At 51.1% G+C, this 17,459-nt stretch carries 14 protein-coding genes; 4 read left to right on the top strand and 10 right to left on the bottom strand.

Annotated features, from left to right (window positions below; translation table 11 throughout):
• Positions 1-14 precede the first annotated feature (14 nt).
• The 9 genes from ACKU4E_RS09145 to ACKU4E_RS09105 form a co-directional block, all read right to left on the bottom strand.
• A complete protein-coding gene (locus ACKU4E_RS09145) occupies positions 15-530 on the bottom strand; it encodes a NifB/NifX family molybdenum-iron cluster-binding protein (RefSeq protein ID WP_320170766.1) in 516 nt (171 codons plus the stop codon).
• A gap of 343 nt (positions 531-873) precedes the next feature.
• The gene (gene leuB / locus ACKU4E_RS09140; protein WP_320170765.1) at positions 874-1,941 is read right to left on the bottom strand and encodes a 3-isopropylmalate dehydrogenase; all 1,068 of its coding nucleotides are present in this window, start codon (positions 1,939-1,941) and stop codon (positions 874-876) included.
• Between the two features lie 87 nt (positions 1,942-2,028).
• Entirely contained in the window at positions 2,029-2,523 is a 495-nt protein-coding gene (leuD, locus tag ACKU4E_RS09135; protein ID WP_320170764.1) for a 3-isopropylmalate dehydratase small subunit, read from the bottom strand.
• Between the two features lie 59 nt (positions 2,524-2,582).
• A complete protein-coding gene (gene leuC / locus ACKU4E_RS09130; protein ID WP_320170763.1) occupies positions 2,583-3,842 on the bottom strand; it encodes a 3-isopropylmalate dehydratase large subunit in 1,260 nt (419 codons plus the stop codon).
• Positions 3,835-5,382, bottom strand: a complete 1,548-nt coding sequence (locus ACKU4E_RS09125) for a 2-isopropylmalate synthase (RefSeq protein ID WP_320170762.1) — start codon at positions 5,380-5,382, stop codon at positions 3,835-3,837. The genes leuC and ACKU4E_RS09125 overlap by 8 nt, the downstream gene beginning before the upstream one ends.
• Before the next feature lie 168 nt (positions 5,383-5,550).
• Positions 5,551-6,318 carry a CDP-diacylglycerol--serine O-phosphatidyltransferase gene (gene pssA, locus ACKU4E_RS09120; protein WP_320170761.1) on the bottom strand — a complete coding sequence of 256 codons (768 nt, stop codon included), beginning with the start codon at positions 6,316-6,318 and terminating at the stop codon, positions 5,551-5,553.
• A 415-nt stretch (positions 6,319-6,733) separates the two neighbouring features.
• Positions 6,734-7,618 carry a VacJ family lipoprotein gene (locus ACKU4E_RS09115; protein WP_320170760.1) on the bottom strand — a complete coding sequence of 295 codons (885 nt, stop codon included), beginning with the start codon at positions 7,616-7,618 and terminating at the stop codon, positions 6,734-6,736.
• On the bottom strand, positions 7,615-8,946 hold the full coding sequence (locus ACKU4E_RS09110; RefSeq protein WP_320170759.1) for an alpha/beta fold hydrolase: 1,332 nt from the start codon (positions 8,944-8,946) through the stop codon (positions 7,615-7,617). Before ACKU4E_RS09110 ends, ACKU4E_RS09115 begins: the two co-directional genes overlap by 4 nt.
• An 82-nt stretch (positions 8,947-9,028) precedes the next feature.
• Complete coding sequence (locus ACKU4E_RS09105) at positions 9,029-9,457, bottom strand: hypothetical protein (protein ID WP_320170758.1); 429 nt, start codon at positions 9,455-9,457, stop codon at positions 9,029-9,031.
• Between the two features lie 338 nt (positions 9,458-9,795).
• Here ACKU4E_RS09105 and ACKU4E_RS09100 point away from each other — a divergent pair, with 338 nt between their 5' ends.
• The 3 genes from ACKU4E_RS09100 (at position 9,796) to ACKU4E_RS09090 (ending at position 12,615) form a co-directional block, all read left to right on the top strand.
• Positions 9,796-10,557 (top strand): transporter substrate-binding domain-containing protein, encoded by a 762-nt coding sequence (locus ACKU4E_RS09100; RefSeq protein ID WP_320170757.1) that lies wholly within the window; start codon positions 9,796-9,798, stop codon positions 10,555-10,557.
• Between the two features lie 142 nt (positions 10,558-10,699).
• A complete protein-coding gene (locus ACKU4E_RS09095) occupies positions 10,700-11,326 on the top strand; it encodes a hypothetical protein (RefSeq protein WP_320170756.1) in 627 nt (208 codons plus the stop codon).
• 152 nt (positions 11,327-11,478) lie between these two features.
• Positions 11,479-12,615, top strand: coding sequence for a GGDEF domain-containing protein (locus ACKU4E_RS09090; protein WP_320170755.1), 1,137 nt, complete (start codon positions 11,479-11,481; stop codon positions 12,613-12,615).
• 203 nt (positions 12,616-12,818) lie between these two features.
• Here the strand turns inward: ACKU4E_RS09090 and ettA are convergent, their stop codons facing one another.
• Positions 12,819-14,501 carry an energy-dependent translational throttle protein EttA gene (gene ettA / locus ACKU4E_RS09085; RefSeq protein WP_320170754.1) on the bottom strand — a complete coding sequence of 561 codons (1,683 nt, stop codon included), beginning with the start codon at positions 14,499-14,501 and terminating at the stop codon, positions 12,819-12,821.
• Positions 14,502-14,752: 251 nt separating this feature from the next.
• On the opposite strand from ettA, the gene ACKU4E_RS09080 reads away from it, so the two are divergent.
• Positions 14,753-17,071: a methyl-accepting chemotaxis protein gene (locus tag ACKU4E_RS09080; protein ID WP_320170753.1), complete on the top strand. Its 2,319-nt coding sequence runs from the start codon at positions 14,753-14,755 to the stop codon at positions 17,069-17,071.
• Positions 17,072-17,459: the final 388 nt, after the last annotated feature.

The raw sequence follows: 17,459 nt of genomic DNA, 5'->3' as shown, positions 1-17,459 counted from the left end.
CTGTTCATGTTCAGTTAAAACTGTCCGCGTCCGCGTCCGCCCATTCCGCGACCTCCGCCGCCACCGCGTCCGCCGCCCATGCCTCTTCCTCCTCCCATGCCCATGCCGCGGCCGGTGCCGCCCATGCGCCTGCAACCTGTTCCGGTGCCGGATGCTCGCATGGAACCGGGGGCCATGCCCTGGCCTGCCGGCTGCGAGGATGAGGTGACATTTCCGTTTTCGGCATACTGTTCGGCCAGTTCCCGTACTGTTCCACCGGAAACTTCAACCATCTGTATGCCGCCCTGATTCAGCGCCTGTGAGGCCTTCGGTCCGAAGGAACCGGAGATTACCTTGTTTACGCCGTTTTCAGAGAGCATCTGAGCGGTCTGGATACCTGCACCCTGAGCCAACTGGCTGTTGGCCGAGTTTTCAATAAATGAAAATTCTCCGGTGTCGGTATCATAAATTATAAACCCTCCGGCCCTGCCGAAGCGAGGTTCGAGGGGACCGTCAATATTGAAACTGTTTGCACTAACTGCAATACGCATGGCGTCCTCCATGAAATTAATAGTTATTTTCAATTAACTATGCATAAAGGATTCCAAAAAAAATAAATATGTTTTTACAGCTATTTATTTAAAAGTGTGTTTCGTAAGGGCTCAAAATAAGCCCGAAATGGAGGGCTTTACGGCGCGTTTTAATTCCATAACCGTGTTAGGAATTGCCATCCACAATCGAATCAGGTGTAATTTTTAGATGGCTTCGTACTGAATAGTGGTGGAGAATTTGTGCGGAGAGGGGTTGTGGTAAAGCTGATTTTTTTAAGGACGTGCGGGCTGAGCAAACAGAAAAAACCGGGAGTTCCGCAGAACTCCCGGCGCAGTACAAAAATTAGAGATTGTTGATAACGGCTTCACCCATGGCCTTGCAGCCTACGAGCTTTCCACCTTCATCCATGATGTCGCCGGTACGCAGCCCATCGGAAAGGGTTTTTTCTACTGCTTTTTCAATGCAGTCTGCTTCGGCGGTCATGTTGAAGGAGTAACGCAGCATCATGGCGATGGAGAGGATGGTTGCCAGGGGGTTGGCCTTGTCCTGTCCGGCGATGTCCGGAGCGGAACCGTGGATGGGTTCGTAGAGACCGGGGTTGGATTCGCCAAGGGATGCGGAGGGCAGCATGCCGATGGAACCGGTGATGACTGCGGCTTCATCGGAAAGGATGTCGCCGAAGAGGTTGCCGGTTACGATCACGTCAAACTGGGAAGGATCGCGAACAAGCTGCATGGCGGCGTTATCCACATACATGTGGCTGAGTTCTACGTCCGGGTAGTCCTTGGATACTTCGATGACGATTTCGCGCCATACGCGGGAAACGTCGAGAACGTTGGCCTTGTCTACGGAGCAGAGACGTTTGTTGCGTTTGCGGGCTGCTTCGAATGCGAGCTTGGCTATGCGTTTTACTTCGTGTTCGTAGTATACCATGGTGTTGTAGCCCATGCGCTCGCCGTTTTCTTCCTTGGTGCCGCGGGGTTCACCGAAGTAGATGCCGCCGGTCAGTTCGCGCACGACCATGACATCAATGCCTTTGGCAACGATATCAGGGCGCAGGAAGCAGGCGTCCTTGAGCTGGGGAAAGAGGGCGGCGGGGCGCAGGTTGGCGAAAAGGGAGAGCGCCTTGCGGATGCCGAGCAGACCTTTTTCAGGACGGATGGAGGGATCGATGGTATCCCACTGCGGGCCGCCTACAGCACCGAGCAGTACTGCGTCGGATTCCTTGCAGGCTTTTACTGTTTCCTCGGGCAGGGGGCCGCCGGTGGCGTCAATTGCTGCACCGCCGATGAGGGCTTCGGTGGTTTCGAATTTGTGTCCGAATTTTTCGCCGATAACCTCAAGGACTTTGATTCCCTGAGCTATGATTTCCGGTCCGATACCGTCACCGGGCATTACGCATATTTTCATTTTATTATCCTGTGATTTGATTATATTTTTCCCGCGCAAAGCGGTGCCGTGCGCGGGATGATTACATGTAAACCGTGTTCCGGCGGCTTATTTGGACAGACGGGCCTTGACGTATTCGACCAGGCCGCCGCAGTCCAGAATGCCTTTCATGAAAGGCGGAACAGGGGCGCAGGTGATTTCTACGCCTGTGGTCAGGTTTTTGATCAGGCCCTTCTCGGCATCGACTTCGAGTTGGTCGCCGTCGCCGAGTTTGGCGAAATCATCGCCGACTTCAAGCAGGATGAGTCCCATGTTGAAGCCGTTGCGGTAAAAGATACGGGCGAAGCTCTTGGCTACAACGACCGGGATTCCTGCTCCGAGGATGGAAATGGGGGCGTGTTCGCGGGAGGAACCGCAACCGAAGTTTTCATCGGCCACCATGACGTCGTTTTTGTTTACCCGTTTGATCCAGCCTTCTTCAAGGCCTTCCATGCAGTTGGCACCCAGTTCGTCCGGGTCGGTGGTAACCAGAAAACGTGCGGGGATGATGGCGTCCGTGTCTATGTGCGCCCCGACTCTGTGGGCAGTACCTTTGATAGTCATATTCTAATTCTCCTGCGGAGCCTTGCGACTCCGGCTTGGAAGCTTGAAATCGGTTAACGCTACAGGGCTTCGGGGTCGCAGATTTCACCGGCAATGGCTGATGCGGCTGCAACAGCGGGGCCGGAGAGGAACACTTCACTTTCCAGGCTGCCCATGCGGCCCTTGAAGTTGCGGTTCGTGGTCGCGATAGCCCTTTCGCCGCCGGCCAGGATACCCATGTGGCCGCCCAGACAGGGACCGCAGGTTGCGGGGCCGACAATGGCTCCGGCTTCCATGAAGGTTTCGATGAGTCCTTCTCTGAGAGCCTGTTTCCAGATGCTCGGGGTAGCGGGCAGGACGATGAGGCGGACATTCTTGTTCACCTTGCGGCCTTTGAGCACTGCGGCGGCTTCGCGCAGGTCGGAAATGCGGCCGTTGGTACAGGAGCCGATCACCGACTGATGGATTTTCATGTTCCTGACTTCATCAACGGGCTTTACGTTTTCCGGCAGGTGCGGACAGGCGATCTGCGGTTTCATGCCGGTAACATCGATTTTGACAACGCGTTCGTAGGTTGCGCCTTCATCGGGACGGAGTTCTACGTCTCCGGTGCGGCCCGCGGCCTTGCAGTATTCGAGGGTCTTGGCGTCCACGGGGAACAGGCCGACCTTGCCGCCTGCTTCAATGGCCATGTTGGCGATGGTCATGCGGCCTTCAATGGACATGTTGTCAACAACGGAACCGCTGAATTCCAGTGCCTTGTAGAGAGCGCCGGAAACACCGATGGTGCCGATAAGGTTGAGGATGTAGTCTTTGGCACCTACGTATTTACCGGGAGTGCCTTCTATTTCGACCTTGACCGTGGGCGGAACCTTGAACCAGGTCTCACCGAGGGCCATGCCGCCGGCGATATCAGTGGAGCCCATGCCGGTTGCGAAAGCTCCGAGCCCGCCGTAGGTGCAGGTATGCGAGTCCGCGCCGATGACGATGTCACCGGGGCCGACCAGACCAAGCTCGGGCAGGAGGGCGTGCTCAACACCTACATCCCCGCCTTCGTAGTAGTGGGTAATCTCTTTTTCATGCGCAAACTCGCGTACGACCTTGACCTGTTCTGCGGAGTCGATGTCCTTGTTGGGAGTAAAGTGGTCGCAGACGAGAGCAACCTTATCCTTGTCGAAAACCTGATCGGCGCCCATGGCCCGGAAGGATTTGATGGCAAGGGGGGCGGTAATATCGTTGGCCAGTACGAGAGATACGTTGCAGCGGACAATCTGGCCCGCTTCTTTTACTGTTTCGTCGGTATGCGCCTGCAAGATTTTTTCAGCTAATGTTTTAGGCATTCTGTTTCTCCTGTTTCATGCGTTCAACCCTGTTTATGGCATTGATGTAGGCCTTGGCGCTGGCGACTATGATATCTTCGTCAGAGCCTCGCCCGATTGATTTCACACCGTTGTCGGTTATGTGTACCATTACAGCACCCTGCGCGTCGGAACCGCCGGTGACTGCGTTTACGGAATAAAGTTCCAGGTTCGGGGTTCTGCCGACCATCTTGTTGATGGTTGAGAACACCGCGTTGATGGGACCGTCTCCGAATCCTACTTCCTGGATGGTTTCCGGGTTTTCCTTATCCTTGCTGAAGTTCTCCAGAACTATAGCCGCGTGCGGTGAAACACCTGCGGTGCCGGAGAATACCGAGAGTTCCTTTACCCGGTACAGGTCGTGGATACGATAGGCTTCTTCAAGCACCAGCGCTTCCACGTCCTCGTCGAAAATTTCCTCTTTTTTGTCGGCCAGTGCTTTCACTGCTGCAAATACGCGTGCGATCTGCTCTTCATCGAGCTCATAGCCCATTTCGCGGAGCTTGCTACCCAGAGCGTTGCGGCCGGAATGCTTGCCGATGACGATGGAGGTTCCCTTTTTGCCGATGGATTCAGGGGTCATGATCTCATAGGTCTGGCGGTTCTTGAGCATGCCGTCCTGATGGATTCCGGATTCATGGGCAAATGCGTTGGCTCCTACAATTGCCTTGTACGGAGATATGGGCTGTCCGATGGTGGAAGCCAGTCTGCGGCAGGACGGGAAGAGCTGCTCGGTAATAATGGAAGTTTCCAGATCATAGTAGTCTTTGCGGGTGTGCAGGGCCATGATCACTTCTTCCAGAGCCGCGTTTCCTGCGCGTTCACCTATACCGGAGAGGGTCACTTCAGCCTGTCTTGCTCCGGCCTTGATGGCCGAGAGGGTGTTGGCCACGGCCAGACCGAGGTCGTTGTGGCAGTGGACACTGAATATGGCCTTGCTGCTGTTGGGAACGTTTTTGAGCAGATATTCGATCAACCGTCCGAATTCTTCGGGCTGGGCATAGCCGACTGTGTCGGGAATGTTGATGGTGGTGGCACCCTCGTCAATTACAGCTTCAACAATCTGGGCCAGAAAGTCCCAGCGGGAGCGGGATGCGTCTTCGGCGGAAAATTCAACATTGGGGGTCAGCGAAGCTGCGTGGCGCACGGCCTTGCGGGCCATTTCCAGAATCTGATCCGGTTCCTTGTTGAATTTGTGCTTCATATGGATATCGGATGTGGCGATGAATGTATGGATTCTGGGGTTTTTCGCATATTTTACCGCTTCGTAGGCTCTGTCGATATCCGCGGTGAGAGCCCTGCACAGTCCTGCGACCTGAATATCGCCAACGGACTGGGCTATTTTCTTAACGGCCTCGAAATCACCCTGACTTGCGGCGGGAAATCCGGCTTCAATGATGTCCACACCGAGTTTTTCCAGTTGCCGTGCCATGGTGATTTTTTCGCCCATGTTCATGGTTGCACCGGGGGACTGTTCTCCATCACGCAGGGTTGTATCGAAAATAAAGACTTTATCGGACATGATTTATACTCCTATGAAATTCCCGCAGAAGGATGAAACTTCTGCATGATATACCATTATACAAGGTAAAGTAACTTGATTCTGCCTAAACTACCGAGAATTACCGTCCCCAAAAGAATTATGTTAGCGCATAAGCTGCAAGAAAGTTGTGAAAACTTGCTTAAGAGCTTATGACAATTCTTTAGAGGACTTTCCTAGTAGCTTACTGCTTCTGCGGGATAGAAAGAAAACAGTGTAAATAGGGCCGGAAATAATATATCCGGCAAAAATAATGAAACCCAGGAACTTGGGTTGAGAGGCAACCATTGCGAAAAGGGCAATGACGGTTACCATGGCGCTGAAGGGATGGGCCTTGAACATTCCAACTTCTTTGAAGGAGTTGTAACGAACAGTGCTCACCATGAGAAATGCGAGACAATAGACCAGGATCAGTGTGAACATGGGCAACACTGCCTGGGCGATGCCTTCGGGGATAAAGGGGCGGAACAGTATCAGAGTAGCCAGTGTGCAACCTGCCGCGGGAATGGGCAACCCGATGAAATGGGCCTTGGAGGTGGTTGCGGCCTGAACATTGAAACGTGCGAGTCTGAGCGCTCCGCAGGCCACCAGCAGAAAGGCTGCGAGCATGCCGAGTCTGCCGAACTGGTGCAGTTGCCATTGGTAGATCATGAACGCGGGAGTAACACCGAAAGCGACCACATCAGCAAGTGAATCCAGCTGAACGCCGAATTCGCTGCTTGTTCCGGTCAACCGGGCCACCTTTCCGTCGAGACCGTCAAACAGACAGCTCACCAGAATGGCCACAGCACTCATTTCGTATTGGCCTTCCACAACCCAGTTCATCGAGAGAAAGCCACAGAAAAGGCTCGCCACGGTGAGGAGGTTGGGCAGGATGTATACGCCCTTGTGCTTCGGTAATTTTCTTTCCTTTGCCATGAATCAGTTCAATTTGTGTCGGTTTCGCTTTCGTTTCGTCGGGGTTGACTGTCAACCTTTCGGAGCCGAATCGTTTCAACAGTCACGTATCCGTTACTGTCAGTCACGGGAGTCTTATTACCTTTCCGGGGAATAAAGGTCAACCCGGCAATTAACTATAATCAAGCTTTATGGTTTAATATATTGTAAACATTGTGGTTTTATAAAAAATAAAACTTGATTTTTCAATCAATAACCGTCTCCAGCCCATGGAGTAATTCCGTTTTATCGGGGGTGATGGATATTCAAAATGTGTCAATTGTACGGATTGTAAACAAAAAAAGGTTTATTAAAGAAAGATTGTGTTTGTTTTGTAGGGGTGTGCGTATAATGTTCAGGAAGACGTCGTTAGCTCTGAATTTTCGAAGCGTGTTCCCTAATCGACGGGGTATTGTCCGGATTCTGCTTCCTTCGGAGTTTCGAAATGTTTTTTCATGTAAGGTTTGCCCCCGAATTCCTTTCCGTATTCGAGCTTTTTGAGATCCAGCTCTCTTTTGGTGGTATAGAGGAAGCGGATGAGATCATACTCGAACGGGGAACCTGTCTGGTAGTAACGGAAAGGCACATTGGCGCGCAGATTGAGTCCGCGTATGGTGGCTTCACCTATGCCTATCGCGGTTCTGCCTTCCTCAATTCCGGCCAGATCATAGACCCAGTTCATTTCATACCAGAGCAGTGCAAAGTCACCGGTCCAGCCGACTGTGTCCCTTACATTGGACGGTCCCAGCAGCGGCAACACGAGATACTGTCCCGGAGGCACACCCCAAACGCCCAGTGTATCGGCAAACCCGGTTTCCTTGCTGGGCAGCCCCATATCTTTCGCGATATCCATAATTCCGAGCAGTCCTATGGACGAGTTGATCACAAATCTGGACAAAGCTGTAAAAGTTCTCTCTCCACTGGCCTGCAATATCCCGTTGGTGAACGATTTTACTTCGTTCAGATTGTTTATGGCATTGCTGACTCCCTTGCGAACTGGTGAAGGCAGTACCATGGTATAAATGCCTACCGCAGGAAGATATATGGTGCGGTCGAATTCGGCGTTGAAGGAGTAGATATACCTGTTCATCGTCCCAAGGGGGTCGTGGACCTCAAGGAAATCCAGGTCGGCTTCTTTTCCTGCGTTGTCTGCTCTCGATACAGGGGCGATGAATCCTTTGGGAGCCAATGCCAGATCCGGGTCGGTCTTGCTGATTGTCGCGCACCCGGCGATGAGCAGGAGCATGGCAGCAAAAATTACGGCGTGGGAGATTCTGTTCATTGTTTGAGCATCTCCTGCGCCTTGAGGGCGAACGGCTTGAACATGAGGTTGCCGCAGTGTCCGCCGTGATGGAAAAGAACCGCGCGGTCCCCGAAGGTTTCCCGTATGAATTTAAGATCGGCTTCACTCAGGATTATGTCGTCATCGTTGCCGAGAACCATAATTTTCTTGTTTTCTGCAAGGTAGTCGCGGATGGAGTGGAGATCGCAACGCTTTACGAGATCCCCCTTTGTGGTTCCGGGGGTGTTGAACTGCAGGTAGGGCAGAAGATATTCGTCAATATAGTCGGCAAATGATATGGCCGCAGCCGTGCGCAGATACGGCATCAGATTGTCTCCCGTGGTCAGGCTCTTGTTCACCGGGACTATGTAACCGGCGTTAAGGCAGACGTCCGAGCAGAATATCATACTTGCCGAGCTCATGCGGAAAGATACCGCAATGATTGCCCGCAGGTCCATGTTGGAAAAATTGGTGTGGTGTGAGAGGTCGTAGAGAAAGTTGTCATCCAGGTCCACGACACTGGTATTCACGTAAATTTCGGAAAAGGCCTCAATCAGTTCGTCAATGACCTGCCGCGGAGTCTTTGTGCCCAGATTTTCCGGGCTGAGCCAGGAGTCAAAGCGCAGGGCGGACGTGTACAGGTTTACCGGCGGGTTGATCATCAGCACGCGGCGGAACCGGAAGTCGTGGCGGTCCTCGTCAAGCCTGGCTACAAATGCCGAGTGCATTGCTCCGAGGCTGTAGCCGGTCACGTTCCAGCTTTTGATCTTGTACACACCTTCAAGGTCGGCCTTGATCCATTTCATAACACGGTAAAGGTCTTCCACGTCATAAGGAACATATCCCGGCGCGGCATACTCCGAGATTCCGACAACAAAATTCATGTGCGTGGGGGAGGAAAGGGCAACGACATGGAACCCGGCCTCATAGAAAAGCTGGGTCAGAAATTTCATCTTTACGGAGTCGTGTTCCGATCCTGTTCCGGCAATGATGAATACAAGCGGAGCCTCCTCTTCCTGCATGGCCGTGGTGTAGTAAAAGGCGTCGTTATACCAGAATACGTCCGGAATTCTCCTGTTCTCGACAACAATTTCACACTCGGACGTGTCTGCCGGATGTTCAAAGCGGTGAATAAGTTTCGGCGGTGTTCCGAAAATGGTGGCCTTGTAAGGATCTGCGATGGGAAAAGTCTGATTCGATACCTGTTCCGGATTCTGGACCGGTTCCTGTGCATGGAGCGGAATGCATGGGAAAAAAGCAAAGAATAAGGCCAGCATCATGAAAGCTGTGCACTGGAGTGTTTTACTGTTCGATTTTGCTTTTTCCATGATGCAACAGGTAGCAGTTACGGAGTTTTTTGTAAACGGGAGAGAGCGGAAAGGCGCAGCCGTTTCACCGAATATTTACCTGTCAGTCTGTCTGGACCAGCATTCTGGGTTCGGGGAGGCAATCGACTATCCATTTTGTCCACTCTTCGTGGCTGACAAGTTCCATTATCTTGGCTGCTACCTCATGGCCTTCAAAGGGTTCCTTGTAATCGTCCAGGACTACAGCCCCTTTGAATACCGGGGTATATTCACCACGGGTGAATGGCTCAATCGTGAAATCAAACATATCAATGAGATAACCGTCCAGATTTCCTCTGGCTATCCAGTCAAAAGTAATTTCATAACCCGGTTTTGCGTGTCTGGAAAAACCCTTTACCCAGGCTTCTTTTTCAATGCCCCTATCCTCGTTACCCATTTGGAAGCATTCATCGACGACCTCAACATAAGGTTCGAGTGAAATGATTTCCCGGGCGAGATCCTGAAATTGTTTCAGAGTAAGAATTCTATCCATGCCTGTCGGTCCTCATATGTGTTTGGAATGGCGTGAAGGGCTGAATAACTTTTTCATAGTCCGAAGCCAACAGCTTTTTGGTCGCCGACCTGTACCCTTTTCAATTCTCGTCCGTGTAACGATTTCATGACAATTCCGGCGTGTTGTTGACTGGATGAAATCAGTGGGTATGGTCGAAATTATGTCGGTAACTGCTCACTGTTTCGATCAGTATTTACACATTGCGTAATAACGGTATTTCGAAGTAGTTTGTATTTTGACAGGAGGAGTCCATTCCTCAGTATTGTGATTGAAAATACGAGAGTCTGACAATATCCGATGGTTGTTCCGGAGTTTTTATGTTCCTGCCCCGTATTCTTAAAATATTCCTTTTCCTGCAGGTGCTTTGTTTGTGTCTGCCTGCCTTCGCGTATGCAGGAAAAACCATATCTCTTGCCTCCATTGACTGGCCTCCGTATACAGGCAGGAATCTTGAGGGCGAGGGCGAAAGTGCAAAACTTGTCCGTGCAGCTTTTGCCGCCATGGGCTACGAATTGAAGATTGTCTTTGTTCCTTGGAAACGGGCCATGCGCATGGCGGAGAAAGGCCGACAGGTTGCAGGATATTTCCCGGAGTATTACTCTCCCGGTCGGGCAGAAAAGTTTATTTTTTCCAAATCATTCAATTGCAGTCCCGTGTCTCTGGTCACGCGCAGGGACAATATGCTGAAGTGGGACGGAGTAGATTCACTGGCAGGGCACAGGATCGGTTTTGTGTCCGGATATGTTAATACTCCTGCTCTGGATGTAGCCGTGGCCAACGGAACAATTCTGGCTGATTATGCTTCTTATGATGAAAGCAATGTTTTGAAAGTTGCGGCAGGAAGGGTAGAAGGTGCGGTTATTGATCCCTATGTTTTTCGGTACCTGGCCGAGATGTCTCCGGCAGTCAGCGCGGTCAAAGAAGAACTTGTTGTTTCAGGTACAAATTTCGGAGTCAATGAGCTCTATATTGCCTTCAGCCGTGATTCCATAGGGAGAAGATGTGCGGACATATTTAATAAGGGGCTGATGATAGTTCGTGGAAAAAGCGGCAGGGTTCCCTGCGAAAAGAACAAGTAGCGGTCTGCTCCGGTTTATCACGTTCGCGACCCCGGTGTTCTTCGGTCGGATTGTCGATCTGCCCGAAAGGGTGTATGCAGATTCCGTGTTTCCTTTTTCTGTACCTGTATGTTGGTGATAATATAACTTTAAAGGTGTGGCCGTGTCGGCAGTTGATTTTTCTCCTGGGGGTATTGAAAAAGCCTCTCTCCATTTTCTGGCACTCGTTCAGGGTGAAAATCTTCATGGTGATGCACCCCAGGAAGTCCCCTGCTGCGGAGATCTCCTTGTTTTTTCAGGGCTCGATATTGTTCAGGAACGTGGCAGACTCCCTGTTCTGGCTCTGGATTTCGAAGTCGGGCAGAAACATCTTGAAATTGATTTTTTCGGCCACATCGCACCGGCAAAATTATTCAGGTACGTAATGACTGAAAATGGAGCCCCTTTGGCCGAATATTTTTTTTGCAAGCCGGGAGCTCTTCACCAGTCTATCATCGGCGCAGAAATGGAAAGTTTGTTCCCTGCTGTTGTTGACGCAAGGGTTGTCTGTTCTTCATTATTTTTATGTCGGTCCTGTTGCGGTCTGGGTGGAGTGTCTCCCGATGATCTAAAAAAATATTTTTCCAAAATGAAGTCCATTTCACGTTTTGAATGGATTTTGGAAAATTATGCAAAATCAGGCTGCGACATGGATGAAACGTGGTCCGCGACTGTTACGGGATGTTCCGGCGCCGATATTAAGTTGACTGCAAATTTGGTAAACGGTGTTGTCCGTGAAGTTTTGTTCTGATTTATTTTGATTGCAGTATACAGATTTCGCCAATCCCTGTTCACTCCTGTAGATTTCTTTCGTTTTTATATTTTAGCATCCTCCGGCCCGGCTTGACTTGAGTTTTCAGGGTCGTTAAACAAGCGACCTGCTTTTCTAAGAAGGGGTCGGAAGTGGGAGTATACAGTTGGTCGGGAGAATTCAGTGATCGGGTAACCGAGCAAGCCTTTCAGCGAGCCAAGTGGCCATGGGTGAGGATAAGGCTTTTATTTCTCTATTCATTCACAATAGCTGCTTACCTGATTGGCATCGGTGCCGATTTTCATGAATTCGGTCAGGGGCCTAGGTTTGCCGCGATGCTGGCAACACGTGCGGGCGGATGTTCTTTCAGTATTGTCGCGTTGCTTCTGCTGCTGGCGGATAAGGTGCGGCTGCGTGTGCAGTATGCGGCCATGTCCGTATGCATGTTTCTTTTTCTTGCGCTTGAATCCCGTGAGCTTGTGTTCAAATTTGCCGATGTCGGATCTCTGAGTGTTCCGTCTGCGGTGTTCATGGTCCTGGCCTACTACATGATTCTTCCTCCCCGGCTTTTTCCTTCTCTTATAGCGGGCATCTGCGGGTCTGCGTTTTATCTTGCCTCCTTAAGTTCTGTTGTCCCTGTTCCGAGCGGCTCCTTTATCAACTCCTCACTTTATTTTTTTCTCGCCAACGGTTTCGGCGCATTTTTCGTGTATTCATTCGGTCTTTCACTGCGCAGGGAATTTCATGCCCACGAGGAATTGAAGAGACTTGTCGAATATGACGAGCTTACCGGAGTATGCAGCCGGAGACGGGTTCTTGAGGCAGGAAATACCGTGTTCAAGACATCGCGGCGCTACAACAATCGAATGTCCGTTTTGATGATGGATATAGATTATTTCAAAAAAGTGAATGACGATTATGGCCATCACGCCGGGGATGAAGTTCTTCGCGAGACCGCCAGTCGGTGCAGGAGCGTTTTACGGTCCGTTGATTTTATCGGGCGTCTCGGTGGAGAGGAGTTTGTGATAATTCTTCCGCAGTCCGGGCTGCACCAGGCCATGAAAGCCGCCGAAAGGTTACGGGAAAAAGTCTGCGAAACCGAATTTGAGGCAGCAGGGGCAAGGTTCGGCGTTTCGGTGAGCATCGGTGCTGCCGAGCTTAGAGGACACGAAGATTTCTCAATACTGCTGCAGGAGGCAGATGCCCAGCTTTACCGGGCCAAACAGCGCGGCCGCAATCAGGTTTGTCCTGTGCAGTTGCGGGTTCTGGAATGCGGAGGATGTCCATAGATTTCATATGGGTGTTGGGGGCTCAATTCCTCCCTCGGCTTTTGTGTTCCAACTGCACCATGTGTGCTGCATGGCAACAAAATTTTCTGGTAAATCGAATCAGCATTGCCGGATAAAGGTAATATAATCTGTTTCGTAATAAAAAAGGGAAGCGATAAAAACATCGTTTCCCTTTTTTTATTGTTATGCTTTGCAAAGCTGATCTATCTGGTCAGCTTGCGGTATTTGATGCGATGCGGCTGATCTGCGTCCTTGCCCAGTCTTTTGCGGCGGTCTTCTTCGTATTCGGAGTAGGAGCCTTCAAACCAGTATGTGGAAGAATCTCCTTCAAAAGCCAGAATATGTGTGGCTATGCGGTCGAGGAACCAGCGGTCATGGGAAATTACCAGTACGCATCCTCCGAAGTTGTTCAATCCTTCTTCAAGAGCGCGCATGGTGTTGACGTCAAGGTCGTTGGTCGGTTCGTCAAGAAGCAGTACGTTTCCTCCTTCCTGAAGCATGAGGGCCAGGTGTACGCGGTTTCGTTCACCACCGGAAAGGACCTTGCATTTTTTCTGCTGCTCGGAACCGGTCAGGTTGAATTTGCCGACGTAGGCCCGTGCGTTTATCTCACGGTCGCCCAGTTTCACAAATTCGTTACCCCCGGAAATGACTTCGTAAACGGTCTTTTCGGGGTCCAGTGCATCGCGGTGCTGGTCCACATGGGTCACCTTTACTGTTTCACCCACGAGAACCTCTCCACCATCAGGTTTTTCCTGACCGGAGATCATCTTGAACATGGTGGTTTTACCCGCACCGTTGGGACCGATAATGCCTACGATGGCTCCGGCAGGAACCATGAAGCTTGCGTCCTCAAGGAGTATCTTGTCGCCAGCCTGCTTGCGTACGTTGCGCAGCTCGATAACCTGTTTTCCGAGTCGCGGTCCCGGCGGGATATAGAGTTCGAGCTCCTTGGAGTATTGATCGTTGCTCTGGTTTGCCAGATCTTCGTATGCCTTGATGCGGGCCTTGCTCTTGGCGTGCCTGCCCTTGGGCGACATTCTGATCCATTCCAGTTCGCGGGCCAGGGTCTTGCGCCTTTTGTCGTCAGCCTTGGCTTCGTTGGAGAGTCTTTTTTCCTTCTGTTCCAGCCAGGAGGAGTAGTTGCCTTTCCAGGGGATTCCGCGGCCTCGGTCCAGTTCCAGAATCCAGCCCGCCACATTGTCCAGAAAATAGCGGTCATGGGTAACGGCTATGATGGTGCCGGCATAGCTCTGCAGGTGACGTTCCAGCCAGGCTACGGATTCGGCGTCAAGGTGGTTGGTAGGTTCATCAAGGAGCAGGATATCCGGCTCCTGCAGCAGCAGACGGCAAAGCGCTACACGGCGTTTTTCACCGCCGGAGATTACTGAAACAGGGGTGTCGGCCGGAGGGCAGCGCAGGGCGTCCATGGCCATTTCAAGACGGGAGTCCAGGTCCCATGCTCCACAGGCGTCCATTTTTTCCTGAACCTGAGCCTGACGTTCAAGCAGGGCGTCCATTTCTTCCGGTTCCATCGGTTCGGCGAATTTTGCGTTTATTTCGTTGAATTCGTTTACCAGCGCCGCGACCTCGGAAACTCCTTCCTCGACAACTTCGCGTACAGTGCGGGTTTCATCCACCAGCGGTTCCTGTTCCAGATATCCGATTGTATATCCGGGAGAAATGTGTGTTTCGCCTTCAAACCGGTCATCGACTCCGGCCAGGATTTTCAGGAGTGAACTTTTACCGGACCCGTTCAGGCCCAGCACGCCTATTTTGGCGCCGTAAAAATAGGATAGTGAAATATCCTTCAGGATAGGTTTCTTGTCATAAAATTTACTGACTCGGACCATCGAATATATGATCTTATCAGGTTCATTACTCATTTTATACCTCGTTCAGGGATGTTCGTTTCGGGATGTCCCCCTTTTGGCAGAAAATCGGTCGGCAGGCAATGACATACGCAGTTGTCACTTTTGAGCATCCATTCTGGGAAACAGTTCTGAACATCAGTTTGTAACTGAAATAGTTACTATGGTTTTATTGTCTTTAGTCCACTGTTTGTGCTACGGATTTTGTCAGGGTTGGAAAAGTGGTGCTGTTCCCTATAACGTCAACTTTGGGGGGAAGACTGTAGATGAAAGTCAAGAGTATCAATACGGTTATTGCGGTGGTTGTATTTATTTTAATCACCCTGACCATATCATTATGCGTGTGGTGGGTATCCATGAGCACATATACTGCTGTTTTCAAGGAACAGAAAAATGCCATGGAAAACATCGCTAATGAATCTCTCAGTGCCCTTGATCTGTACATGGGGCAGACCTCGGATGTGGCAAAACTGATTGCCGCAGGCCAGCCTGCCAGAGAAGCCCTTCAACTCGGAAATATCCTTCCGATAGACGGGCTTTTCAAATCTCTTATGGATTCGTCCAAGGATTACTGGGCTGCGTTTATTTTTGACCGTAACGGCAAGGTGGTGGCCGGGTACAATGCCAAGGGAAGCAATATGGCCGGGGCTGACAGGTCTTCTCGCGGATATGTCAAAAAAGTACTTTCAGGAACTGATTTTTATATTTCCGATAATATTCTGATTTCGAAGAGCGGCGGAGGAATTCTTATTTTCGCCATAGCCTGTGCCGTGCGCGATGCGGCAGGAAACATAGTCGGCGGGGTCGGAATTTTCCCTAAATGGGAGCGTTATACTTCTTCTTTTATAGATCCTGTCAGGATTGGAAAGGACGGCTACAGTTTCATGCTTGACAGCAGAGGGGCTGTCATAGCTCATGCAACAGACAAGAGTCTGTATCTTCAGGATATTTCTAAATATGACTTTGCCAGAATTGCTTTGGAACAAAAAAACGGTGGAGTTGAGTACGAGTGGAACGGAAGGAAAAAATATATGCAGTTCAAAACCTATCCCAATACCGGATGGGTGGTAGTCATAAGTGCATATATGGACGATCTGACCGCTGCGGCAACATACCAGCGTAATGTACTCATAATCGGGGGAGTTCTGGTTGTAATTTTCCTGAGCGGGGTTATGTTCGTTCTGTTGCGCAAACTGGTCCTGAGGCCCATAGGCAATATACTCGACTATTCCACGGAGATTGCTTCCGGAAATCTCAAGGCCGAGCTTGACGGAACTTTCCGTTACGAATTCAGTGCCCTTTCCGCGCAGATTCAGGCGATGGTCGAAGAGTTGAAAGTCAAACTTGGATTTTCAGAAGGAGTCCTCAACGGGTTGACCATTCCATGCTCCATTATCGGCCCGGACAAAAAGATAATATGGGCAAACCAGTATGCATGCGATCTTATCGAATCCAATCTGTCCCCGGACAGCGTCATCGGGCTTACCGCCGGTGAGTTCTTCATGGGAGATCCCTCCAAGGAAACACAGTCCGAAAAGGCGTTGGCCGAGAATACCAGGTTAGAAAAAGAGGTTGATTACACCACCCTGAAAGGGACACCGAAGAGGATAGCCATGTCGGCCACACCGTTTTTTGATGTGGACGGAAACCTTCTCGGTGCCATCACTATCCTGATAGACATGACTGAGATAAGAATGCAGGCCCAGAAAATATCGCAGCAGAATGAGCGGATTACCGATGCTGCGGCCGAGGCAGAGAGCATTTCCGGAAATCTGTCCAGCGCGGCGGAAGAGCTTTCCGCCCAGATTGAGCAGTCCAATATGGGCGCTCAGGAACAGCGGGACCGGGTTGCGGAAACGTCCACGGCAATGGAGGAAATGAATGCCACCGTGCTTGAGGTTGCCAGAAATGCGGGGACCGCTTCCGAGGATGCAAACAATGCCCGGCGCATGGCTGAAGACGGCGCTAAGGTCGTGCAGCAGATGATTGAAGCTGCCGACGGTGTCCGGATTCAGGCGGACGGTTTGAAACATTCCATGGAACAACTCGGTGTAGAGGCCTCGGCCATTGGAAATGTCCTGAGTGTTATCAACGACATTGCAGACCAGACCAACCTGCTGGCACTGAACGCGGCAATCGAGGCCGCCAGAGCCGGTGAAGCAGGCAGGGGTTTCGCCGTTGTGGCGGATGAAGTCCGCAAACTGGCTGAGAACACCATGTCCGCAACCGGAGAAGTGGGCAATGCCATCAGCAAGATTCAGGATATGACAAGGCAGAACATTTCGGCCACAGAGGATGCGGCAGGATCGGCCCTTCGCAGCAGCGAGCTGGCAAATGAATCCGGCCAGACTCTATCGGAGATTGTTCAGCTTGTAATAAATGCTTCCGACCAGGTTCAGGCCATTGCTGCCGCAGCCGAACAGCAGTCGGCGACAAGTGAGGAGATAAACAGGGCTACTGAAGATATCAGCAGGATTTCGCTTGAAACATCGCAGGTTATGAGCGAGTCGGCCAGAGCCGTGCAGGAAGTTGCTGAAATGGCAGCTAAACTCAACTCTGTTATCGAAAATATCCAGCCTGAATAAGGTCCATTTGACTCAATTGAAAGCCACTTCGGCCTTAACGGGCGGAAGTGGCTTTTTTATGTCAGTAGCGGTTATCCGGCCGGTTCGTCTTGCAACTCTGCCGATGCGGGTATAAAATCCGGGCGATTAGGGAAACGTGAATTAAAGCTATACTGATATGGTTATTTTTTTAGCTCAGCAGACCTTTGGGATTTAAAAGGCTACTTACAATGCAGCCGTTTTAAACTATAAGGGATTCCGAAGGGGCGCGGACATCTCTGCTCTCCATATCCCTAAGACTCAAAGTGAGCTTCTCGCCTAAGGGCTAACGGGCCTTTGGCTGCCGGGGGCGAAATCAAATTGTCAAAGGCGCGAAGCGCGTTAAATGGAAAATTCACCAGTGCTTCCT

Source organism: Maridesulfovibrio sp., from assembly GCF_963677005.1.
Classification (GTDB): domain Bacteria; phylum Desulfobacterota; class Desulfovibrionia; order Desulfovibrionales; family Desulfovibrionaceae; genus Maridesulfovibrio.
The sequence above is the reverse complement of the archived record's forward strand: the minus strand, read 5'-3'. Positions and strand labels throughout refer to the sequence as shown.